The organism is Paenibacillus sp. J2R1T-4, assembly GCF_059692235.1.
In genome coordinates, this window is the sequence record NZ_JCAUBA010000001.1 from 239,624 (window position 1) to 260,456 (window position 20,833).

28 protein-coding genes and 1 pseudogene are annotated in these 20,833 nt (G+C 43.2%); 2 read left to right on the top strand and 27 right to left on the bottom strand.

Translation table 11 applies throughout. The features are described 5' to 3' along the window. Positions 1-5: 5 nt before the first annotated feature. The 3 genes from AC58QD_RS01205 to AC58QD_RS01215 all read right to left on the bottom strand — a co-directional run bounded on the left by AC58QD_RS01205 (position 6) and on the right by AC58QD_RS01215 (position 2,710). A complete protein-coding gene (locus AC58QD_RS01205; protein WP_497329158.1) occupies positions 6-641 on the bottom strand; it encodes an FHA domain-containing protein in 636 nt (211 codons plus the stop codon). A gap of 216 nt (positions 642-857) precedes the next feature. Further along, positions 858-1,838, bottom strand: a complete 981-nt coding sequence (locus tag AC58QD_RS01210; protein WP_497329160.1) for a DUF3895 domain-containing protein — start codon at positions 1,836-1,838, stop codon at positions 858-860. A gap of 50 nt (positions 1,839-1,888) precedes the next feature. After that, positions 1,889-2,710 carry a TIM barrel protein gene (locus tag AC58QD_RS01215; RefSeq protein ID WP_497329162.1) on the bottom strand — a complete coding sequence of 274 codons (822 nt, stop codon included), beginning with the start codon at positions 2,708-2,710 and terminating at the stop codon, positions 1,889-1,891. A 148-nt stretch (positions 2,711-2,858) separates the two neighbouring features. On the opposite strand from AC58QD_RS01215, the gene AC58QD_RS01220 reads away from it, so the two are divergent. Both AC58QD_RS01220 and AC58QD_RS01225 read left to right on the top strand, forming a co-directional pair. Next, on the top strand, positions 2,859-3,140 hold the full coding sequence (locus AC58QD_RS01220) for an ArsR/SmtB family transcription factor (RefSeq protein ID WP_497329164.1): 282 nt from the start codon (positions 2,859-2,861) through the stop codon (positions 3,138-3,140). Between the two features lie 69 nt (positions 3,141-3,209). Further along, the gene (locus AC58QD_RS01225) at positions 3,210-4,406 is read left to right on the top strand and encodes an MFS transporter (protein WP_497329166.1); all 1,197 of its coding nucleotides are present in this window, start codon (positions 3,210-3,212) and stop codon (positions 4,404-4,406) included. Positions 4,407-4,475: 69 nt separating this feature from the next. On the opposite strand, the gene AC58QD_RS01230 is transcribed toward AC58QD_RS01225, so the two are convergent. From AC58QD_RS01230 to AC58QD_RS01345, 24 genes and pseudogenes are all read right to left on the bottom strand, one after another. Continuing rightward, positions 4,476-5,399, bottom strand: coding sequence for a methylenetetrahydrofolate reductase (locus AC58QD_RS01230; RefSeq protein WP_497329168.1), 924 nt, complete (start codon positions 5,397-5,399; stop codon positions 4,476-4,478). An 11-nt stretch (positions 5,400-5,410) separates the two neighbouring features. Next, positions 5,411-5,929 carry a DinB family protein gene (locus AC58QD_RS01235; protein ID WP_497329170.1) on the bottom strand — a complete coding sequence of 173 codons (519 nt, stop codon included), beginning with the start codon at positions 5,927-5,929 and terminating at the stop codon, positions 5,411-5,413. 143 nt (positions 5,930-6,072) lie between these two features. After that, positions 6,073-7,242, bottom strand: coding sequence for a metallophosphoesterase (locus AC58QD_RS01240; RefSeq protein ID WP_497329172.1), 1,170 nt, complete (start codon positions 7,240-7,242; stop codon positions 6,073-6,075). A gap of 42 nt (positions 7,243-7,284) precedes the next feature. Beyond that, positions 7,285-8,046, bottom strand: coding sequence for an endonuclease/exonuclease/phosphatase family protein (locus AC58QD_RS01245; RefSeq protein ID WP_497329174.1), 762 nt, complete (start codon positions 8,044-8,046; stop codon positions 7,285-7,287). A gap of 19 nt (positions 8,047-8,065) precedes the next feature. After that, positions 8,066-8,416, bottom strand: a complete 351-nt coding sequence (locus tag AC58QD_RS01250; RefSeq protein WP_497329176.1) for a VOC family protein — start codon at positions 8,414-8,416, stop codon at positions 8,066-8,068. Positions 8,417-8,456: 40 nt separating this feature from the next. Further along, positions 8,457-8,909: an NUDIX domain-containing protein gene (locus AC58QD_RS01255; protein ID WP_497329178.1), complete on the bottom strand. Its 453-nt coding sequence runs from the start codon at positions 8,907-8,909 to the stop codon at positions 8,457-8,459. 298 nt (positions 8,910-9,207) lie between these two features. Next, on the bottom strand, positions 9,208-10,011 hold the full coding sequence (locus AC58QD_RS01260) for an NAD-dependent epimerase/dehydratase family protein (protein ID WP_497329180.1): 804 nt from the start codon (positions 10,009-10,011) through the stop codon (positions 9,208-9,210). A 195-nt stretch (positions 10,012-10,206) separates the two neighbouring features. Then, on the bottom strand, positions 10,207-10,344 hold the full coding sequence (locus AC58QD_RS01265) for a hypothetical protein (protein WP_497329182.1): 138 nt from the start codon (positions 10,342-10,344) through the stop codon (positions 10,207-10,209). 196 nt (positions 10,345-10,540) lie between these two features. Continuing rightward, positions 10,541-10,777: pseudogene (locus AC58QD_RS01270) on the bottom strand (aspartate-semialdehyde dehydrogenase); the annotation flags it as partial. 117 nt (positions 10,778-10,894) lie between these two features. Next, on the bottom strand, positions 10,895-11,752 hold the full coding sequence (locus tag AC58QD_RS01275) for a phytanoyl-CoA dioxygenase family protein (RefSeq protein WP_497329184.1): 858 nt from the start codon (positions 11,750-11,752) through the stop codon (positions 10,895-10,897). A gap of 210 nt (positions 11,753-11,962) precedes the next feature. Beyond that, positions 11,963-12,853, bottom strand: a complete 891-nt coding sequence (locus tag AC58QD_RS01280) for a helix-turn-helix transcriptional regulator (RefSeq protein WP_497329186.1) — start codon at positions 12,851-12,853, stop codon at positions 11,963-11,965. 346 nt (positions 12,854-13,199) lie between these two features. Next, the gene (locus AC58QD_RS01285) at positions 13,200-13,391 is read right to left on the bottom strand and encodes a hypothetical protein (protein WP_497329188.1); all 192 of its coding nucleotides are present in this window, start codon (positions 13,389-13,391) and stop codon (positions 13,200-13,202) included. Between the two features lie 15 nt (positions 13,392-13,406). Further along, the gene (locus AC58QD_RS01290) at positions 13,407-14,396 is read right to left on the bottom strand and encodes a zinc-dependent alcohol dehydrogenase family protein (protein WP_497329190.1); all 990 of its coding nucleotides are present in this window, start codon (positions 14,394-14,396) and stop codon (positions 13,407-13,409) included. Positions 14,397-14,434: 38 nt separating this feature from the next. Further along, entirely contained in the window at positions 14,435-14,818 is a 384-nt protein-coding gene (locus tag AC58QD_RS01295; protein ID WP_497329192.1) for a VOC family protein, read from the bottom strand. 91 nt (positions 14,819-14,909) lie between these two features. Next, positions 14,910-15,407 (bottom strand): nucleotidyltransferase family protein, encoded by a 498-nt coding sequence (locus AC58QD_RS01300; protein ID WP_497330038.1) that lies wholly within the window; start codon positions 15,405-15,407, stop codon positions 14,910-14,912. A 101-nt stretch (positions 15,408-15,508) separates the two neighbouring features. Further along, positions 15,509-15,766 carry a PASTA domain-containing protein gene (locus tag AC58QD_RS01305; RefSeq protein ID WP_497329194.1) on the bottom strand — a complete coding sequence of 86 codons (258 nt, stop codon included), beginning with the start codon at positions 15,764-15,766 and terminating at the stop codon, positions 15,509-15,511. Between the two features lie 7 nt (positions 15,767-15,773). Then, positions 15,774-16,583 carry a sugar phosphate isomerase/epimerase family protein gene (locus AC58QD_RS01310; protein ID WP_497329196.1) on the bottom strand — a complete coding sequence of 270 codons (810 nt, stop codon included), beginning with the start codon at positions 16,581-16,583 and terminating at the stop codon, positions 15,774-15,776. A gap of 99 nt (positions 16,584-16,682) precedes the next feature. Next, complete coding sequence (locus AC58QD_RS01315; protein ID WP_497329198.1) at positions 16,683-17,081, bottom strand: GNAT family N-acetyltransferase; 399 nt, start codon at positions 17,079-17,081, stop codon at positions 16,683-16,685. A 3-nt stretch (positions 17,082-17,084) separates the two neighbouring features. Then, positions 17,085-17,546 (bottom strand): NUDIX hydrolase, encoded by a 462-nt coding sequence (locus AC58QD_RS01320; RefSeq protein WP_497329200.1) that lies wholly within the window; start codon positions 17,544-17,546, stop codon positions 17,085-17,087. Between the two features lie 20 nt (positions 17,547-17,566). Next, positions 17,567-18,043 (bottom strand): NUDIX domain-containing protein, encoded by a 477-nt coding sequence (locus AC58QD_RS01325; protein WP_497329202.1) that lies wholly within the window; start codon positions 18,041-18,043, stop codon positions 17,567-17,569. Between the two features lie 32 nt (positions 18,044-18,075). Continuing rightward, positions 18,076-18,558: a GyrI-like domain-containing protein gene (locus AC58QD_RS01330; protein ID WP_497329204.1), complete on the bottom strand. Its 483-nt coding sequence runs from the start codon at positions 18,556-18,558 to the stop codon at positions 18,076-18,078. Positions 18,559-18,840: 282 nt separating this feature from the next. Further along, the gene (locus AC58QD_RS01335; protein WP_497329206.1) at positions 18,841-19,455 is read right to left on the bottom strand and encodes an alpha/beta hydrolase; all 615 of its coding nucleotides are present in this window, start codon (positions 19,453-19,455) and stop codon (positions 18,841-18,843) included. Positions 19,456-19,488: 33 nt separating this feature from the next. Next, positions 19,489-20,472, bottom strand: coding sequence for a ring-cleaving dioxygenase (locus AC58QD_RS01340; RefSeq protein WP_497329208.1), 984 nt, complete (start codon positions 20,470-20,472; stop codon positions 19,489-19,491). A gap of 63 nt (positions 20,473-20,535) precedes the next feature. After that, positions 20,536-20,829 (bottom strand): Dabb family protein, encoded by a 294-nt coding sequence (locus tag AC58QD_RS01345; RefSeq protein ID WP_497329210.1) that lies wholly within the window; start codon positions 20,827-20,829, stop codon positions 20,536-20,538. Between the last annotated feature and the right edge of the window lie 4 nt (positions 20,830-20,833).

Here is a 20,833-nt window from a genome sequence, read left to right on the forward strand (position 1 = left end):
TTAGCCTACTTTCCTTGTTCATTGTATAAATCCGTCTCAAGGACATATCCAATACCGCGTATTGCACTGATCAGGAAAGTGTCCTTCCCGTACTTCTTGCGGATCCGATAAATGAGCGCATTCAGTTCATCCTTGTGAACATCGGGCTGCCCGTTCGCTCCGAAGATCCGATCTGCCCAAACCGTTTGTTTGATCTCCTGAATGGATACCATGCGGTTGGAGTGATCGTGGAGCAGCTTGATAAGCAAATATTCTTTTTCCGACATGACTATTCGATTCCCGTTCACCAAGCACTCACGTTTATCCCAATCTATCGTAATGTAACCTGGCGTCTCTTTTGAATGCTGGGAGATGCTTGCGGGATCGAATTCCAAGGTTTGATCGACGAATAAATGAGAGAAATGAATCACTGTCATCCCTTTGGCGAGCTTGATAATATCAAAGGATTGCAAGGGATAAGGCTGATGCGGTACCGCCAACATCCCATTGATCTCTGTGCCGTGTCGACTTCCCAAATCATATAAGACGGCTTGATTATTCTCTTGGCGAATCTCAAAATGTTTACGTGATATAAATGCGTTCGTAAAAGCAATATCTGGTGAATAATCGGCCGATGTTCTTCCTATCCGTGTTTCTTTCAATGATAGATTCAGGCAAGTTCCTGGTCGAAATGGCTCCCCCCGAACAACATACAGACATGCAAATGGCTCCAGTTTGGTTCCCTCCGTGTAATTGGCATCGGGTCTACTTTCATCATAACCTAATAGCTTTCATTATAATAATAATAAGTCACTGATGGGAGGATCATATTATGGAAATCAGTGAGATTACATTAGAAGCCTCCTGTTAAATTCATCTTACAACAACCGATATGTACGGTCATAAGGATCTTTGTCTACCAATTGACAGGTTCCGTCCGCTACAAGCTCATCCAAGTAGATACAGACAGGTGCATATATATCCGGTTTTCCCGTGCTAAAGCGCTTGTCTGATGTCCCCTGCTCTTTGATAAGCATCTCGCAAATGACCAGTGAACTGCTGACACCAGTCTTCAAATAATGCAATACATGGTTCTTGAATGCCTGAGAAAGCTCCAGCGAATCTACTCTATAGACAACTGAAGAGTGGTTAGTCGGACTAATAGAAGGTGTAACCTCTTCGAACAAATTCAAGACAGCCTGATTCCCTTCAAAGACTACATCACTAGAGTTAGAATCTTTATTCTTGCCGAGTTTAGCCGATGCAGGAGATACTCCATATTGATGTATGCGGATCAACCTTCTCACTCGGTTAATTTGTCGATCCAGTAATGGCAGCTTTAAGTCCAGATGACATTGAGCATCATCCGGAAACTTGAATAGTTCCGGCATATATCCGATTGCATTTTCCACATTCCAGTTATGATTCATTTTGTGAAGAATCTCATTAAGCTCAAAATCAATTGATTGAAACCCATTCAAGATTTGACTCACAACTTTGGCGTCTATACCGGTGTGCAGCTCAAGATGTGTAATTCCGAACTTATGAGTTACTCCTGTAGTTTTGTTCTGAACCGCATGCTGATAACGTAAAGAGCGGCCGCATTCGCATTTCAACTCGTCCGAGACAGCTCCTGCGTCTATATAATTTACATAAATCCAGTCATCTACAAGCCGCTCAATTTCTTCAAAAGTAGCATCATCCGGAATGTTGGATCCTTTCTGACTTGCCATGACACGCGCAAATACAGTTCTTCTTCCCCGTTTCATCGACTCATTCAGGAATAGTTGTTGGTCGGGGTTTAAATTATTCATCCATTGATCGCGTTCCTCAATAGACAGATCGTATATCGAAAGCAATTTCGATCACCTCGATTTGTATATAGTGTCACAACATGGTTCTGCTCCGTCTAATCGATTTTTAACAAACTCCTTATCCAACGGTACCCTTCATCAACAAATTGCTTGCTAGGCCTGCAGTGCGGGGTATGCTCGAACACATAAATAATGTCCTTCATATGGGAAAAGAACTCAATAATAGGTTGGATCTTATATTGAATGCCGTTCTCTTCGTGAGAAGGGTGAACAGGAATCCAAAAATAGTCATTTCCCTCTATGTGCACATTGTGCAGGTGGACCGTTTTAATGTAACGCTCCCATTTCTTCAGATTAGCAAGTGTTTGATCCTGAACAGCCAATAAGTAATCTCCAATATCGATACATAGTTTCAGCTCATATTTCTCCCATACTTCCAGCGGGAACTCATGCAGATATTGAATCCCGAGAGGACTGCGTCCTATTCCTAGCTTAGGCTCACAGATAAACGGGATTCCATATTGCTGTTGAAGATGGCTTAATTTCTGAAGACCCTCTTCTATCAACTCATTGGCATTCTCAACCTTTTCTTTAAAAAACGGAAAGTGAACCAGTATATAGTCGGCCCCTACAGCCGAACATTGCGCTGCTTCTTTTTCCAACTGCGCCCATGCCGTGTCTGGATCATATTTGACTGGGTGGATCAGATCATTTTTACTTCCCCCTCGGAACAAAGGCGCATGCACTCCGAAAGGAATTTGCTGCTGCTTACTTAGCTCCAGAAAAGTATGTAATGCCTCCTCATCCGAGAACTCACCGATTTCAATATAGTCAATGTCTTCCCAGAATAACTCCATCAAATGATCCGAATTGGATAAAATGGTGCTTCCCGAGACACCTAGTTTATGGTCTTTCATACCTAATATGCTCCTTTTCGAAAAACGGCATCTCTTATGTATTCGTGAGAAATTGGCGGTTTCCTACCTATTTACTTTTCAGTAGCGGTATGTTATCTTAATTTCCATACCTATAGAAATAACGAAATAAACAGAGGGAGTGGTAACGATGGTCGAAGATAACATGGAAGTTCGTCAAGCTGTCAAAGTATATAAAGCACTTGGTGAACCGACACGTCTCAAAATCGCCATGCTGCTTACCGAAGAGAGGAATCTATGCTGCTCCGACATCGGAAGCAAGCTGGAATCCGTGGCCGGCTCAACCCTTTCTCATCATCTGAAGCAATTAACGGACTGTGGACTGTTAGACCTCCGAAAGGATGGAACCTATATATACTACAGCGTGAATCGCCAAATAGCGCAGAAATATGCGCCTTATTTGTTGATGTAATTTTTTTTCGGCACTGTTTCTATATTTTTAGAAATATAAATTTATCGTAAATACGAAAGGAGCAACATCATGTCAAACACTTGGAAAATTTATATGCTTGCAGCCGTAAGCTTCCTGGTTGGTACATCGGAGTTTATTATTGCGGGCATATTGGATAAGGTTGCTATAGACATTGGGGTCTCAGTAGCTGCAGCAGGGCAATTAATTACGGTCTTCTCGCTTACTTATGCTTTTGGAACACCGATACTTATGGCCCTAACAGCGCGTGCGGAGCGTCGTAAGCTGCTTCTCTACTCCCTTATTGTATTTGTAATTGGGAATGGAATCGCAGTTTCATTACCAGGTTTTAATTTTCTTGTTGTTTCCAGGATCATCTTAGCTCTGAGCACCGGAGTTTTCGTAGTAACCGCATTGACAGTTGCATCCAAGCTGGCTCCTCCTGACAGACAGGGAAGCGCAATCGCTACGCTAGTAATGGGCTTCAGTACCTCCCTCATTGTAGGAGTGCCTTTAGGCAGAGTTGTCGCTGCGGCTTATGACTGGAAAATGATTTTTGGAGGAATCGGAATTCTGGGACTGTTCGCTATACTGATTATTGCCCTCTCGATTCCAAAAACTGACGGCGAGGAACCCGTGCCTCTCGTCAAGCAATTGGCTCTGCTCAAACAACCGAAGATAGCATTGGCGCTGTCCGTTACCTTCTTCTGGATCGGCGGATATTCCATCGCTTACACATATATTTCCCCATTCCTTCTAGACGTTACAGGTATGAGTGAGAAGGCAGTGAGTGCAGGCTTGTTCGCTTTTGGGATTGCGAGTCTGATCGGTTCGAAGGTCGGCGGATATAGTACGGACCGCTGGGGAGCTCCCAGAACATTAATTAGCGGAATGCTGCTTCACGCAGCTGCGCTGATTGTGTTATCACTAACGGCACAGTCCTCAATTGTTGTGTTCGGATTGTTAATGATATGGGCGTTTGCTGCCTGGTCATCAGGTCCAACCCAACAGTACCACTTAATAACCCTTACACCAGGTGCCTCAGGGATTATGTTAAGCCTGAATAGTTCCGTAATTCAGCTGGCAATGGCAGCAGGTGCCGGGATTGGCGGCGTTGTGGTGGAACAAACCTCACTCTCCTCCATCAGTTGGATCGGTGCGGCAGGAGTTATGATTGCAGCCCTAACCGCCACCTTCTCCTTCCGATTCTCTACCTCACGCGCTCACCGGAAGTTAGAGGAGCTTCATTTAAGAGAATCCAAAGCCTGATCGCTCTGCTAATGCTCCCGTCATGCCAGGCGGAGCAGCAGGTTCAAGCCTGCTGCTCCGCCATAATCGTTATAGTTTCTTATCGATCATTACTTTTATGTTATGGACAAGTTGGATAGACGCTTCAATCTCTACTTTTCGCGTTGATACACTCTCCACGCTGCAACCAACCGGTATCCCTTTTTCTATTCCATAATCTAATAATTCCTCGAATATTTGTTGGCACAGGTTTACAGACTTATCCAGGATATCAACGGAATACTTAAGATCATTTTCAAGCCATCTTGGGATACTTATACCGAGCCATTTCATGAATTCTAAGGTTTTCGGTGAACCGCAAGGCGCCAGATTTATTAGGATAGGCACCATTTCCATTTGTTGATCCAGACAGTAGTAATAATAGTCGGATAAGAAGTTTTTGGCTGCCTCAACATTGAAAGTAGCTTGGGAAATAAAAAATTTACAACCATTGCTTACTTTATTCGCAACACGGATATGCTCATCGTTATTTTTCATGTGTCTTTCAGGTATAACGACGCCGCCTAGTAGCAGGTTCCCATTCAACCTATTACTTAATTGGTAAGCGTCTGATAGTCGCAACTTGACCTCTTGTTTACTAGAGGAGGCTCCAACAAACACCGAGAATCTGTCTTCTTCTGTATCGGACAACATCCAATCACACATTTGATCTTCCGTATGCTTGCCGACACAACGATAAATAATCTTCGGCACTTGAAGTTGACTAAGGTACTTCTTGCTGTATAGGGTTGGATCAATCGTTGAGATGTATGGAAACGGTCTTTCCTCATCAATGCGATCTGCTTCCTCCTGAACATCATAGAGTATTAAGCCATCGATGGGGAGGTCCTTCATTCTGTCAACCTGTTTCTGAGCAATCTCTGCAATCTTGTCTGCGGTATGATTCGTTTTTGGAGGAGTAATGCCATACGTCAAAATACCGGCCTGCTTGTTAACTATTTTCTCCTTTAACATGCTTCACCACCTTATGATGTAAAATATTTAGATTTGATGACGTTAATATGGTGTGTTTCATGACCCGCAATAATAAAAGCTGCTGCCCTCGCTGACAAAGGGTGCCCATTGAACTGTCCACGACGGGTGAAAGCTGGACCCTTGAGATTAGCTAATAATGACAAGGTTGCTTGGCGGACAGCAGAATAATCGTTTAGTACCTCCGCCATAGTAAGTTCATCACAGCAAGCATTCATAACAAAGAGGTCACGGTCGTACCCTGCGAACTCTCTTGCGTCCCCGCGTGCAATTCTCAGTAACCGATAATTCCATAACCGCTCTACATCTGCTACATGCCCTATTATAGATTTAACACTCCACTTCCCTTCCGCATATCGATAGCCAGCTTTTTCTTCCGTTAGTTTCTGCAGGAATTCAAGCGTCTTGCGGTGTTGGTCTTGCAGAATATTGAACAGATTCCCTTCTGGCACTAAGCTGATATATTGTTCTGCTGCTGGTAAATACTCATCTACTCCTGGCCTTGTGTTCATTTATGACCTCCTGATGGTTAAGTTTATCGCACCTCACTGCTATCCTCATTCTTCCTGGCTTTCCTGCTGTTGTTATCACCAATCTCAGCACCAGCTGTCGTTACGTCCGATAATTCAGATAACTCCTATCATAGAGGACTTGTTTACAGAAAAGCTTTTGTCCCGTCACAACTTTTTCTAATCTTGAACACATCGAATAAATGACCTTCGTGATCTATAGCACGGAATTCTAAGTTGTCCGAAGTTACTACGGCTTGCACAAAATGGGGAACTGCCAAAGATTGTGAGGTATGCCATTCTCTTTTGGGCAGCAGCCATTCGGGCATTGCACCAGCCCCGCCTGCTACAATATATACAATTCCGTTATTGAAATCGATCTTCCCAGCAGTAAGCGGGTGACTGCGCTCATACACAATGGTGTGTGAGTTGAATACCACATCCACTCCGTATTGCTCCAGTATTGGACAGAGTTGACGCATAGCTTCGACCTGATAACCCCCTGAGATATAGGGCGGGTAGTGAAAGAATACGATCTTCCATTTGGCTGATGTCGATTGTAGATCCTGAATCAAGAAATCGAATTGAGCATTACCGGGACTCATCTCTCCAGCGCTGTTCGGATAATCGCTTTTTTTCACAAAATCTGTAGCATCCAAGGAAATGAAATGAACATCGCCATAATCGAATGAGTAGTAAGTGTTCGGAATAGGAAAAGCGAACCATTCCTTGTACCAATCGGCGTTATTTTCATGATTTCCTGGACAAACATAAGCGGGAGTAGTAGTTAGAAATTGTTTTCCGGGTCCGAAAAAATATTGTTCCCAGTCTTCATAACGTGTACCGTCATTCACAATATCGCCGACAAATAACGAAATATCCGGTCTGAATCTCTGCATCTGTTTGAATATATTATCATTGATAAGACCATTGGACTGATCAAAACCACTATATCCTCCAGTCTCGCTAGTCACCGTGAAGGAGAACGTCTCTCCCTCTCCGATTGCTGTCTTAAATGGATGCAGGCCAGATTCAACTTCTTCCCTGCGTTCATTCATCGAGAAGATCTTATAGAAATACACCGTACCGGCTTCCAGATTGTTAACTGTAAGTTGATGAATAGTGGATGTTGCTTGACCCGACACGGACTTCAATAAATGAATCGGTGGTAAATAATTACCTTTCATTCCACTGTGAATTCTTTCCGCCTTATATACTTCAACCCTAGAGTTCGCTTCTTCTGAAGTCTCCCACATGAATGTCATGGAATTCACCGTCGGCCATTGCAAATAAGGTCCTTTGATAATGAAGAGCATTGAATTTTCCTCCATCGTTAATCTATTCGCTTTCTATAACAATTAACCTATCTCCAACTCAGCAATAAGCGGCAGATGGTCCGATACAAAGGTTCGGTGCACTTCAGCAGCTGCCACATCAATCTCTGGAGAGCAGAAAATATAATCAATACATTTGACTGGTATTCCTGTCTTATCACTGTCTGCAACCATAAATGTACCGGTATGCACCCCTTTGTTAGCAACCGCATATGTATCCTGCAGACTCCCAAACAGAATATCTAATTCTGCATGTTCAGGCTCCGTATTGAAATCCCCTGTAAGGATACAATCGGCTTCATTTGTCTGTAGGATATCCAGCACTGTGTTCAACTGTACAGAGCGTTCCTCTTTCGAGAGTCCCAAATGCGTATTGAAAAATCTAAGTGTTTTGCCTGCAATTTGCACATGAGCCTCTAACAAACCTCTCCGTTCATTCCAGGCACCTGGTACATTCACTTGCGGCAAGGGATGATTATGATAATAGTCGATTGGATAGCGACTTAAAATTGCGTTACCGTATTGTCTTCTAATATCACTGTTACTATTGACAGGGTCTAATTCCAAATTAGGTCCATAGACCACATACATTCCAAGCTGTTCTGCCAGTACAGCCGGCTGATCCAGCCATCCGCTCCGTTCGCCGAAGTGACGATCAACTTCCTGCAAACCAACCAGATCGGCTTTACTTTCGCGGATCACACTGATCGTCCTGTTCAAATCCTGAATACCGTCAATCCCTAGCCCATGACAAATGTTAAATGAAACAACTTTAAGACGCACCATAATCTCTCCTATCTTCTATTTATTCCTGTTCGGTCACAAGAAGTCTATTCCCGCTGCAATCCAGGAACCAGAATTCCCGCCCAATTCCTCCAATAGTTCGTATGGATTGTTCAGTTATTACCTCAGCTTCTCGAAGCTGCTTGAATAAGGCCTCGGCGTCTTTAACAATCAGTGAAAGTACAGCACAATCATCACCGTCAGTAGAAGTGAAATTCCATGTGTCATTAGACTCAACGAAGAAGATTGGCGCCCCATTCGGTACTTTCATAATCCACTGGTCCCATTCCAGGCCGAGATGCTTTTCATACCATTGCTTTGATTCTTCAATATTTCTTGATGGAACGAACACTACTGAATATCCTTTTATCAACGAACCTCACTCTTCCCTTATAATTAATGTCATTAACTACCTACAATCCGATATTGCTTTTATCTCCTTTGTAACTACCTGAGTCCGGGAACCCTGCACGAGCTAATTCCATGAATTTGTCAGAGAAATCGTATTTCGTTAAGTCTTCTAAGGGGACAAATCTAACATCACTGATTGGTAACGAATCATATTCATTAGTGGGCAGTCGGATCTCACCAGAGACACGTTCCAGCAGAAAAGCAATATGGATTAACCCTGGATTCAATTCCGCCTTCTCAGTGATATACAACAATTTAACAACTTGTGTGGTCAAGCCTGTTTCTTCGAATACTTCTCTTAACACAGTCTCCTCTAAGGATTCGCCCGGCTCCATCTTTCCTCCTGGTAGTGACCATTTCCTAGTGGGGGATACGTCTTGTTTCACGATTAGAAGCTGACCATTTTCAATTAATACCCCTGTTGGTCTAACTCTTGTTAGGTTCTTACTGGTCATTAACTAGGCGCTCCTTTTTGACAAATCATAATTTTTGACCTGTAACAACAATTCGACATTTCCCATACATGCCCTTCTGAGCATCACATAATAAACCACGGTTTGATATTTCTTTTTCAATCTAGACTATTTCGTATATAATTTATGTAAATCGAAACGATCAAACTTATAGGACAGTTACTCTTCTAGGCGGTGATACATATCCTATTCTTGGCGTTCCAAGCAAGAAGATGGAGCAATCAACCGCAAATATGGGGGAACACTCCAACACCCGGTTGGAGCCTCTTCCATTAGCTTGTCACTTCTCCCCTACCCCTTCTAGTTCAACGTAACCGCCGCCTTGAAAAGTCGTTTCATCCTGAGGGATCTTCTCATGGCGCTTCTTCGATTGCTCCAGCAGCTCAGCCGCATCGTCTTGTGGAACGTAGCCAATCAGCTCTTCCAAGTAAGCTATATCATAGTAATTGTCCGTATTGGCAGAAGTTCCGTACAGACAGAGAAATTTCATCGAATCGTCTGCTTCAATACATCGCTCGGCAAGTTGAACCATGTCTCTCTCTGAGATCCAGATGTGAGCAGAACGTTCAGAGCCTGGACGGTCATCGCCAGGGAAATTCCCGATTCGAATGTTAAAGGATGAGATCCCGTGCTTGTCTGCATATAGACGTCCAAGCAGCTCAATATAACATTTGCTCAAGCCATAGAAGCTATCCGGTCTGTAAGGATCCGTCACCTCTACCTCTTCACCTACCCTATAGAAGCCTGTAGCATGATTAGAGCTGGCGAAAATGACCCTCCTGACATCATTTTTTCGAGCCGCTTCATACAGATGATAGGCAGCCGTTACGTTCAAGGGAAGTACTTTTCCCAGAAAATCTTCTTCATCCGGAGCCCAGGCACAATGAATAATAGTATCCGCACCTTTTGAGATTTGTTCAAGCTGTTCAGGGTCTGTAACGTCAAGGGCAACAACACCAGAGCTTTCATCGGGGTGCAAACCGCCTGCAATAATATCATACCGGCCTGACTCCCTCAGTCCCTCTGTAATGCAGTTCCCAACCTTACCCGCCGCACCGGTAATAACAATTGTCTTCTTGTCCATCTAGCATCACCCTTCTAATATTTTTTTAACGAGAAGATACTTTTCTCCATTAGTATTAACCGCCTCAGCTCTTATTCACACATTCTTCTCCCTATACTTTGATAAAGACAAATAAAAATACCGCCCTAAGTGGATTAACTAGGGGCGGTATTTGAACTACAAACTCGTTAAGGTACTATCCAGCTTGAAGCAAAACTAGCATTTCCCATTGGATTTGTTCTGCTTCATATCCTTCGAATCTGAATCCTCGGCCATCTTCTCTCCGAATTGATCAAGTCTGGAAGGGGAAGAGGCGGGTCCGTTATTCTTCGGTTTGTTGTTTCTTCCTGTCATGATTGTCACCTCCCAGTCTTAACATGATCAACCATTCCGGTTTTCATGCGTCCTGGGTATGAATTCTGCATCTTATCTAAACTTGTACATGATGGAATCTTGGACTGGACGGTATCCAATGTCGGAATAAATGTGATTTGAGGTAGGATTGGATAAATCCGTGTATAAGCTGCAAAATTTATAACCATCATCAATTAATAGCTTGCGTTAGTTTGAAACCTAACAATGCATGTAGCGCTGGCACATAGCTCTGGATGGAACAATTGGGCTTAACGGCAATAAATCCAGTCGAGGTTCCGAGCCGTTTTCTTTGTGCAGCAATTACATCAATATGCCCTGGATTGATTTCTGGAATGACCATTGGGATGTCAGGCGTCCAGCGGTGAGCTGAATTATTGGAAATAACAGGCGTCCCCGTCTTGGTATGCCTCTCTGTGAAACCATTCCTTTATTTACTCTTCTCTTCGTCGCATTTGCATATCTTTCAATTATTTTATCAAATAACTACACTTATCAACCTCCACCGCTAGTGGATACGAGTGTTTACTTATCAGTGAGTGCTTCTCCAGTCTCCGCCCATCCCCCAATATCCTTCGACTAGTGGTTTCATTGATGTAGGACAAAAGTCGATGAACTGCTTAGCCGATTCGGATAATGGCCACACTTCCTCCGGCTTGTAGCTTTGCTTGCGAAAGCTCATTCCGCAACTCAATCTCGTTTCCGACCCGTTATGCGGATATACCCCATGGTAGGTTCGTTCCGAAAATACGATCAAATCGCCCTGCTCAGCAATGACCGGCATAGCCCCAGGCACATCATGCATCAAAGTATGGCCACCAGACTTACCGCCCTTTTTGTAAAATGATTTTTTATGTGCAATAAATTCGAAACCATCGGGAGCAGGCCAATCCTCAGTATGGGAATCGGGTATTATGGCCAATCCTCCTCGGACATCATCGATCCCGTTCAAATAAAACCACATAGAGGAGGCACCCGAATTGTTCAATACGGCGTTCGTATCATACGGATGTGCAAGTGCGCCCCAGTCCGTATGCCATCCCATCGGGCCGCATCCCGGTTTTTTATAGATAGCTGCTGAGCGGTTTAATGTAATCAGTTCGTCATCACACAATGCACGGGCAATGCGCATATAAGGCTCATATGTCATTAGAGAAGCATAAACGGGTGAACATTCGATAAAATGATTATGCGTGAACGTTACGACACCCGATGACTGCACAATAGGTTCTAGAACACGGCGGACTTCCGCTTTCAGCATCTCAACCATACCCATAGGTAGCATCCCTTTTACAATCGCAAATCCGTGCTGCTTGTTGCATCTTACAATGGCTTCCACTTCGTCCGGGCTGAATTCAAAACGGTATTTTGGTATCGAACTGGTTGTCAAGGACAGACCCTCATTTCTTTTTGAGATAACCTAATCATAAATTTTAACCTTAGCCCAAACAATAACAATACCGACCGATTTATTCCTAAAAACGGCTAATTATTAAGGCTGGAATCCGCAATTTGTAATTAGGGCTGCTCCAGTAAAATGGAACACAAAAGCCACCAGTCGAATAACAAGCAACGAACTGGTGGCTTTACGCTTGAGGTCTTAAGGCTGGTTTGTTCCAAAAGAGCTTAACCGATTTTTGTACGACAGGGGTGTCTCATTAACTAATTTATTAAACTCAAAGTAAAAAGCAGAAGGGCTTTGAAACCCGCAATGCTCATATATTTCCTTGATTGACAGCTCCGTTTGGACGAGTAGTCGCTTCGCTGCTTGAACTCGGTGATGAATCAAGTACTTTTTGAACCCTTCTCCCATTACTTCAACAAACAGATGGCGTGCGCGTGATGAGCTAAGTGACATCGCTTTGGCGACATCATCAAGCTTTATATTTTCGTGATAGTGGGATTGAATATAGGAAAGACCTGTACGGAGAGTTGTGTATTTGTTATAACAATCGTGCCAAACACTTCCCGTTTCGGCATGGTAATGGCGCAGTAATAACGAACAAATGTAAGTCAGCAAGCTTTTAATTAGAGGGGCGTAAGCCGGGCGTTTTTCTAGAAGTTCCTCCCGAATTTGCAAAATGTACTTCCCAATTTCCTGTGCGACCGGAAGATGAGCCGGTATTTTATGTGTAAACCGGTCGCGATCGAAAATAAACGGGCGGAGTAAATTGAAATCCAACTGCTCTATTGTCGAAGCATTGAAAAATAAAAACAAATTCGAGCAAGTATGACCTCTATACGATTTTGAAGTGTGACGCTCGACATGGTTTACGATAATCAGATCGCCGGCGCTTATGTCGTATTGTCGGTCTTTGAAATAAAAAACTCCCTTTCCCGAAAGACAGCAGCATATTTCCAATTCATCATGCCAATGTGGTGTTTCTGGTATAGTCGACAATGTCCATGGAACAAGAGTAATTCCCGTCTCCATGCATGGTGAATGCACATTTTTATTTTGTATAGCTTCGACAGACTGAATAATATCCACTGTCACGGCCTCCCTCATAAAGACAATTTTCAATCATTTTTTCGAGCATGCCTTTTGGAAAACCCGCTTAAGACTTTGCTTTGATATATAATAACTTGTTTCATTATCAGCTTCCCTTTCCCCTTTCAATTGGTAATTGATTAATAGATTTGAATCTCTTCTCATTCTCAAACCAGGATACAATTCCAATTATCAAACTACACGTCAAAAGAGAGGTTATTACTACCAATAATTCAAAACTGGATAGCTCAAATATAATCTTTAAAAGATTTATATCATTTACAACAAATTGGCTGGATCCAGTTATTAAGACCACTAGTATTGATATGAAGGGACCTCACTTCATTCACTTAACAAGAAATTCCCTTGCTCGAGTCAGTGCTGAAATGATTTCATCCAGCTCACTTAAGTTCTCAACAAACAAAGATACGTACTTCGGCCGATATCCAGTGCTCGAAACTTCAATCTGTACGTGATGTCTAACATCATCTGCACTAACGTGCAGTTGCTCACTGTTAAGAATATCAATTATGGCCATATGATTCTCTCTCCTCTACCCCGTTAAAAAGATTTTCCCCGTATTCCTTCTAGATGTTTCAGCAATACGAACAGCCTCCAGCACATCTGTAAGAGCATACTGAGAATCTGGCTTCAGGATACCCAATCTCTTGCCCATGACTAAAACCTTCAAGGTATCAAAGGTTTCTTGCCACGTTTGTACGGATACATGTTGATTCCAATGCCGCAAATGAAACTGCTTAACAATCACTTTCGAATTCGATGCTAGCTCAGCCCAATGTAAGGGTAGTCCCGATAAAAGACCTATTGATAATAAGACAGCATCAGGTCTCATACAAAAGGCTAATTCTGAACCTGAAGTCCCACCTACTGAATCAATAGCAGCGCTTGCTCCGAGTCCGTTTGTAAATTCCATAACCATTTCACGTAAAGGGGTGTCTGTTGAATCGATAACCTTTGAAGCACCAAGTTGAAGCAACTCTTCCGTATATGTGTTATTTCTTATAACGGCAATTAGCTTAAACCCAATTATTCGAGCCAGTTGACAGTAAATGCGCCCGATCGAGGAGCCGCAAGCATTAACCAATAGCACATCTTCAGAGCTCAGATTTAGCACTTGAGTGCATGTAAGCCAGGCCGTGATCGGATTAATATATAATTGAGCCGCTATATAATCATCCATACCTTCTGGGATTGGAACTGCCCAATCAGCCGATGTTCGCACATATTGTTGCCAAGTCCCCTCACCTCGTAAGGGCAGAACACGTCTCCCCAGAAGCTCATAAGACACAGAGGGACCAATCTCTTCAACAATACCGATCCCCTCATAACCAGGAACAGAAGGTAACGAAATTCGATGTGAATATCCCCCTCTTATTGGTATTAGATCAGATGGGTTTATAGGACGACTGATCATTCGAACAAGAACTTCCCCAGTCTTAGGGCGTTGAATTGTTATGTTGTCTACTTTTAATACGGTTTGCGGACTGCCGAATTCATCGAATCTCACATACTTGGCTTCCAAGTCAGCGTATCTCCTTTGAAGTTAATGCCTTTTTCACTTTATATGTGATCATGACACATCATTAATGTGTTGCCGTCCGGATCTTTAAAAAGAAACCACGAAACTTGCGGACCTCTATTAATCTCTTGCGATATTTCAAACCCGAGCTCCTGGACATAATCTCTGGTTTGATCAATATTGGTTGTCGCAAGTTTCAGAGAAACGGGCAGCCATTCGGGTATGGGTCTGCCTTCCATCTCATGTGAATCTAATATGACCCCGTTCGGCATAAAGTACAAATGGCCAAACAGGATCTCCTCTTCCTTAATAGGCAAGCCAAAAAGTTGACTGTACATTGTGATAGCTTGTTTGAGATCCCTTACATAAATAAAATAGCTGATTGAGTTGGTATTCACTAATGATTTGGGTGCGTGTCCCTGCATGCTTTCAGCCCCTTAATTGGAATATAATGGTCTGATAATACCAAACTTATGTTCTAAAGTCATTTTGGATTACTCCATTGAGCATGTTGTCCTAGACTTTGATTGTAATAAGAGGCCATTGTTCCTTCCACTTCTTCTTAACCACTCTCTCCAAGTAACGCTCCCTATCTGTAAACAAAGGACTCTGTCTAACGATCATATCGAACAAATCCTTTAGTCCATAAGGCGAACATAGCTCCATTCGATCTTCTTCATCCAAGCTGACACCTAATGCAGTTACCGTCTCAGGCCATCTGCGCAAAGCATCTTCTGTTGACAAATAAGGGGCTTCACCATTTCTAATATGCATCCTAGCTTGGTTTTTTACCGACCACTTGTCATTGCCCGTCTGCTCGATTAGAGCTTTTTCCAATATGCGGTCCCGGGCTTCCGATAGATCCAGTGGATCATAAAAAACAACATCAATATCGTTATGCTTAGCGCGGTCTTGGAATCCATGCAATCGATCCCATACATAATTCCGAATGTACCCCGCTGAAATGTAACATTGCGGCAAGCCTAGCTCTCTTACCATCCTCAAATCGTTCATCAACTGACCATGCTCATACAAGTATTGTCTCAGTCGCTCCTCCAAATGGAATGTCCTCCCTTTCTAAACTTTTTATAGCTCATCTGTCAGAAACAAATCAGTCACTTCATACCCAGAGGCTGTTGTGCAAAAATAACATTGTTATCATATTGATTATTACATGTGTATTGAGGCTGTCTATAACTAAGTTGCAATTCCCTAATCGTCGATTTGGCTTTCTCCAAGTCCATTCCAACCAGGCTCGGTACTTCCACTTCTGCAAGAGGCAACGATTGTTTTATATTCGGCATGAAGTACACGACTGCTGTGCTAAAGGTAACAATTGTGAGGAAAAACAGACAAAGTTTCAGTCTATTCATTTTGTCGTTATTCACCTGTCTGTTCATGCAGAGCATGCAAATGGGCACGAAGCTTTAAGACAGATTCTTTCAGCGCTTCACTCGTTTTGACTTCGATCACAACGGACAGGTCTTTCTGATAGGCGAAATGTATCCTCTCATTGATCGGCACATCACCCGTAAATAGAGTCTTATGATCGGATTTACCCATGCAATCATGAAGATGCATATGCTTGATACGATCCTTGTAATGCATCAATATAGGTTGTTCGCGATAATCCGATTTTGCATCATGACCAACATCCCAAGTCAAGCTGAATTGCTCAAAAGCCTGTAATCTATTTAGTGCTGATGTTATGAATGGAACATGGAAATTGCATGTGTTCTCAATGCACAAGTTAACACCAAATGATTCAGCAGCAGCATACAGTCTAGTATAAGATTGATGTAAGAGATTCAGAAAATCTGCTTCATATCGTTCGTTAATCCATACTTTTTGATCAGGTAACGTGAAGTAGATCCCCGGATTCAGATGCATATTCATCGTTCTTATTCCCGCTAAACCAGCCCATTCTATCGCTTCCACACATCGATGTATATGCCCATGTCTAATAGATGGTTGAAAAGAGGTAAGATCCAATTCCTCGGGTAGATGAATGGTGAATTGTATCCCGTATTCTCGTTGAATCTTTGTTAATTCGTTGTAGTCCAATCTCTCCGGTGTAAAAATGGGCAGGTTCATATTCAACTCAATAAAATCTAACTGAAGCTCACAGCACAATCGAACATTTTGTTCTATTGTTGGGAACTCAATAAGGGAAGGCATTCCTAAGCGCATCTTCTACCACACCCTTCTGGCGCTTTCGATGAAAGACCGTGGTGTTCAGGTAAATCGTCTCTCAATTGCAGGCTCAATATCATGTCCTCCTGTTGTACACTACTCTGGTCTCCATATCCCGCCTGGGCAAGGAGTGAAGCCGGAATCCTGATAAAAAAGACTGTGTTTTTCCTGATAAGTGACAGTAACCATCGCGATCTTCCGATTCTTTGCTTCTTGAAGCAATGCCTGAACCAAAGCTTTACCGATTCCTTGCTTCTGATAGGCTGGATGAACCATGATGTCTTCCATATAGCCATGCTCAATTCCTGGACCCGCAATATAACCAAAGGCGATCAGAGTATTATGATCATTTCTCAAGCCTGCCCAGAACAAGCAAAGGTTGAATAAAGCTGGATAGTCTTCCTCTCTCCGATCCCAACCGACTGCCTGCCGGAGTTCTGGAACTTCATGATTCTCCAGCTTAAGATTGATTTCCATTTGTTGTACAAGCTCCATCGATTACTCCCTATCCTCTTTGCCAGTTTGAAAATGTTTTCTATAGGCTTTTTCAGCTAAATCCAATACCTCTGTTCGCAGGCCTGCTCCTTCTAATCTCGTGATCATCTGCTTGGCTGTTTCAAAGTTCATTACTACGGTACCAGTAGTTTCGAAGCCATCAGGCTGATCTACATACTTATGAACCTTTGCCATAACAAAAACCGTGTACGTATCCGTATTCGTCCAGTGCCAGGAAGCGATTGGAATTCTATTCGGTTCTAGTATCAGCCCCGCCTCTTCGACGGTTTCCCGATTAAGCGCAGTATCAAGATCCTCGCCATCCTCCAGCCTGCCTCCGACAGTAGTTAATCCCTGCTCATTCCGATCCCAGACCATAATGATCGAACCGTCATCCGTTATTGGAATACTGTGAACCCCTGCTATTCTTTTGTCTTCAGGGAATCTTTCAATTGGTTTTAACATGGGCTCACCTCTCAGATTCATTAATCGTAAACGATCCCGCTATTGATTCTCTTATATTGATCGATAATTTGGGTATGCGTTTCTGCAATCGTGATCTTCTCAAGCTCTGCTGTATCGAAGAACTTCAGTTCGAGTGACTCGTCGCTGCACACCAAATCTATAAAAGGCTCCACTTCAACTCGATAGGCGATCGTAATGGTTCGGTTCACATTCCCATCTGGATATTCAATGATTCTGGATGGGTCAGAGAAAGTTCCGAATAGTTCATAAGTTGAAATCTTAAGTCCTGTTTCTTCAGCTACTTCTCGGTAAAGTCCATCAAGGAATGATTCATCATCATGGATAGATCCACCTATTATTGCCCATCTTTTGCTGTCCGTTCTTTTTTCAAGCAGGATCTTATCAGCCATCGCTATAATGGCCACAACACCAATATTAGCAGGTCGATTCGGTGTTGGAGCATGGCTATTCTTATAGTGAAATTTGGTTTCTGCCACGAATAATCTCCTTCTAATGGAAATAACCAATTCTAACCTCCAAGTGGAACCGATGACTTTACGGGGGTATAAATCTCCATTTCACTATCACTTGCTACTGGATTAAATCGCTCATCATATAACTCAACTACCCAATCCGATACCTGTTTGTAGCCTTGACTGGATATCCAGGATTCAAGAACCATATAGGAATTGCCAATGTTCGAAACAGGACCTACATGGGTTATCTTCGCAAACTCCCTGTCAGGAATCATTACCAATTCCATGCCTTCGGGAATGAAAGTGGCATGATCCACAATTACCCCAACGTAGAATGTTTGCAGAGATTCCCTCTGAGGAGCAGTATCTCCGGTTGCATATAGGGCAGCGGTTACACTTGTGGCTTTATGAATTTCACTCATTCTACTTCTGAAAGATTCAAAAGCTTGAGGGATTACAATCGGATAATCTTTGAATAAGCAGGTATGCTTGACAGCAACCGCTTTAAATCCTTTTTTAATGATTTGGCTGCTCATACTACATCTCCTTTTTTATTATATTGGTTCCTTTATAACCATTATCTTCCTCAAATACTAATTCGATTTCATATTCAATTTCCCTTTATAAATTTCAGGATCTTCTTGCCTTATCATCTGGGGAAACACACGAAAACAGACTGTCTGTGTATAAATCATCGACTTCTACTTTACTTCGATAAAGGAATTCTCTAGAAAGGACCGGGATGAAAAAGAAGACAGCCCCCATAACGAGTAGCTGTCTAGTGTCTAATCCCTAATTTCGGTGAGTCAATCCCCGGTCTACACTCGCCCAAAGTAATTCATAAACCACTCTTTGGCTGCTTCGAGCTCTTCCTGAGTCAATTGATGACCGCCGTCTGTCCATACATCCGCCACAGTGGCACCCGCATTACGCAAATGGTTCACCAGCTCCATGGTCTGGGTCGGGCTGATCAAGGCATCACGCTTTCCGGCTCCAATAAAGACGGGGACATGGTCAAGAACCGGTAATTGGACTCCGTGTCTAGGTACCATGGCGTGGAACAATATAGCACCCTTGAGCGATTTCTCGTGATGATACAACAGACTGGCCGCTATATTGGCACCGTTCGAATAACCAATTGCTACAACATGATCTCGATCAAATCCATATTGGACGGAGCACTCGGTAATGAAATTGTTCAATTCCTCTGTGCGTTCGATCAGATCTTCCTCATCGAATACTCCTTCTGCAAGTCGGCGGAAGAAACGGGGCATTCCGTTCTCCAAGACATTCCCTTTTACACCAAGAATAGAGGCATCCGGTGCGATAACTTCAGCTAACGGCACCAGATCCTGCTCATCCCCTCCGGTTCCATGAAGAAGCAGGAGTGTTGGTAGTTCTTTTCTTAATCCCTCCAAGTAAATGTGCTTCAAAGCTAACACCTCCTTATTATTGATGATATAAGCTTATATCGATGTTTTGAGCGGTTTTAATTTCGCCTCAATGTTAGCTCTTTGATTCTCGAAGTACGGCGGTAATGCCAATCGTTCACCCAGATGCTCAAAATCTTCATCCCCTTCGAAGCCAGGGCCGTCTGTTGCTAACTCGAACAGGATCCCGTTCGGCTCACGGAAGTATAGGGAACGGAAGTAATAACGCTCAACGAAGCCTGAATTGGGCAGCCCCGAACGCGAAATCCACTCCACCCATTTATTCAGTTCCTCTTCATTCTCGACTCGATAAGCGACATGATGGACACTTCCTCTACCCGGTCTCTCTCTTGGTAGATCGGCACGTTCTTCCAGATGCACTTCTGCACCTGTCCCGCCTTCCCCTGTCTCAAAGACGCGAATTGCATTCGTTTCCTTGCCGTTAGCTCGAGAATAACCGCTTTTCTCCCGATAACCCATCACTTCCGTTAACACACGAGCAGTAAGATCAGGACTAGTAACCGTGAGTGTAACAGGTCCAAGTCCGACAATAGCATGCTCTTGGAGGACGGGACTTTTGTCCCAAGGCTTCCCACCAGCAACACCAACATTATGCTCATCAGAAACGAGAAGCAGACGCTGACCTTCAAAATCACGGAAGGCTAGTACTGCTCGTCCTGCAGCTTCCGATATTTCATCATGATCAATTCCATGCTCCTGCAGCCGCTTTTGCCAGTATTGGAGGGCAGCATCATTCGGAACACGCAATGAGGTTGTGGAAATACTGTTCGTCCCGTATTGGGTAGCACCCGCATGTGGAATTTCGAAGAAAGTTAAATCCGTGCCCGGATTCCCTCGCTCATCAGCGTAAAACAAGTGATAAACAGAAGTATCATCCTGATTAACGGATTTCTTTACGAGGCGAAGGCCAAGTGTCTGGGTGTAAAATTCGTAATTTTTCTTAGCATTTGCGGTAATGGCAGATACATGATGTTGGCCTTTGAGCGGTTTCAGTTCCATACCAGATATCACTCCTTAATTACTCATTAGTATTGTAAACGTATTATTTACCCGAGAATCACTTTATATCTCAATATCAACTACTATGCTATCCACTCTGCCGACCTCACGAATGAAGGCAGCGACCGCTTGGTGTTTCGGATTAGGACCATAGGCTTCCAGAGAAGCTCGATCTTCGAACCGAACAGACAGGACAATCTGATACCCTTGGTTTTTCGTGGAAAAGTTAATGCCTGCTTGTAAATCAACGATACCAGTCAGATGCTCACGTAATGCCTTGAACATGGTCACTACTTCTGCAAGCTGTTCTTGCGTGGTCGAATCTGCGAATTTAACGAGAACAATATGATCAATCATGATA

Coding starts and splice junctions, on each gene's coding strand:
- AC58QD_RS01225 (WP_497329166.1), top strand. CDS start 3,210: ATGTCAAACACTTGGAAAATTTATATGCTTGCAGCCGTAAGCTTCCTG.
- AC58QD_RS01255 (WP_497329178.1), bottom strand. CDS start 8,909: ATGACCAGTAAGAACCTAACAAGAGTTAGACCAACAGGGGTATTAATT.
- AC58QD_RS01215 (WP_497329162.1), bottom strand. CDS start 2,710: ATGAAAGACCATAAACTAGGTGTCTCGGGAAGCACCATTTTATCCAAT.
- AC58QD_RS01230 (WP_497329168.1), bottom strand. CDS start 5,399: ATGTTAAAGGAGAAAATAGTTAACAAGCAGGCCGGTATTTTGACGTAT.
- AC58QD_RS01260 (WP_497329180.1), bottom strand. CDS start 10,011: ATGGACAAGAAGACAATTGTTATTACCGGTGCGGCGGGTAAGGTTGGG.
- AC58QD_RS01235 (WP_497329170.1), bottom strand. CDS start 5,929: ATGAACACAAGGCCAGGAGTAGATGAGTATTTACCAGCAGCAGAACAA.
- AC58QD_RS01305 (WP_497329194.1), bottom strand. CDS start 15,766: ATGAATAGACTGAAACTTTGTCTGTTTTTCCTCACAATTGTTACCTTT.
- AC58QD_RS01265 (WP_497329182.1), bottom strand. CDS start 10,344: ATGACAGGAAGAAACAACAAACCGAAGAATAACGGACCCGCCTCTTCC.
- AC58QD_RS01310 (WP_497329196.1), bottom strand. CDS start 16,583: ATGCGCTTAGGAATGCCTTCCCTTATTGAGTTCCCAACAATAGAACAA.
- AC58QD_RS01340 (WP_497329208.1), bottom strand. CDS start 20,472: ATGGAACTGAAACCGCTCAAAGGCCAACATCATGTATCTGCCATTACC.
- AC58QD_RS01300 (WP_497330038.1), bottom strand. CDS start 15,407: ATGAACGATTTGAGGATGGTAAGAGAGCTAGGCTTGCCGCAATGTTAC.
- AC58QD_RS01315 (WP_497329198.1), bottom strand. CDS start 17,081: ATGGAGCTTGTACAACAAATGGAAATCAATCTTAAGCTGGAGAATCAT.
- AC58QD_RS01285 (WP_497329188.1), bottom strand. CDS start 13,391: ATGGCCATAATTGATATTCTTAACAGTGAGCAACTGCACGTTAGTGCA.
- AC58QD_RS01220 (WP_497329164.1), top strand. CDS start 2,859: ATGGTCGAAGATAACATGGAAGTTCGTCAAGCTGTCAAAGTATATAAA.
- AC58QD_RS01245 (WP_497329174.1), bottom strand. CDS start 8,046: ATGGTGCGTCTTAAAGTTGTTTCATTTAACATTTGTCATGGGCTAGGG.
- AC58QD_RS01320 (WP_497329200.1), bottom strand. CDS start 17,546: ATGTTAAAACCAATTGAAAGATTCCCTGAAGACAAAAGAATAGCAGGG.
- AC58QD_RS01345 (WP_497329210.1), bottom strand. CDS start 20,829: ATGATTGATCATATTGTTCTCGTTAAATTCGCAGATTCGACCACGCAA.
- AC58QD_RS01295 (WP_497329192.1), bottom strand. CDS start 14,818: ATGCAGGGACACGCACCCAAATCATTAGTGAATACCAACTCAATCAGC.
- AC58QD_RS01330 (WP_497329204.1), bottom strand. CDS start 18,558: ATGAGCAGCCAAATCATTAAAAAAGGATTTAAAGCGGTTGCTGTCAAG.
- AC58QD_RS01240 (WP_497329172.1), bottom strand. CDS start 7,242: ATGCTCTTCATTATCAAAGGACCTTATTTGCAATGGCCGACGGTGAAT.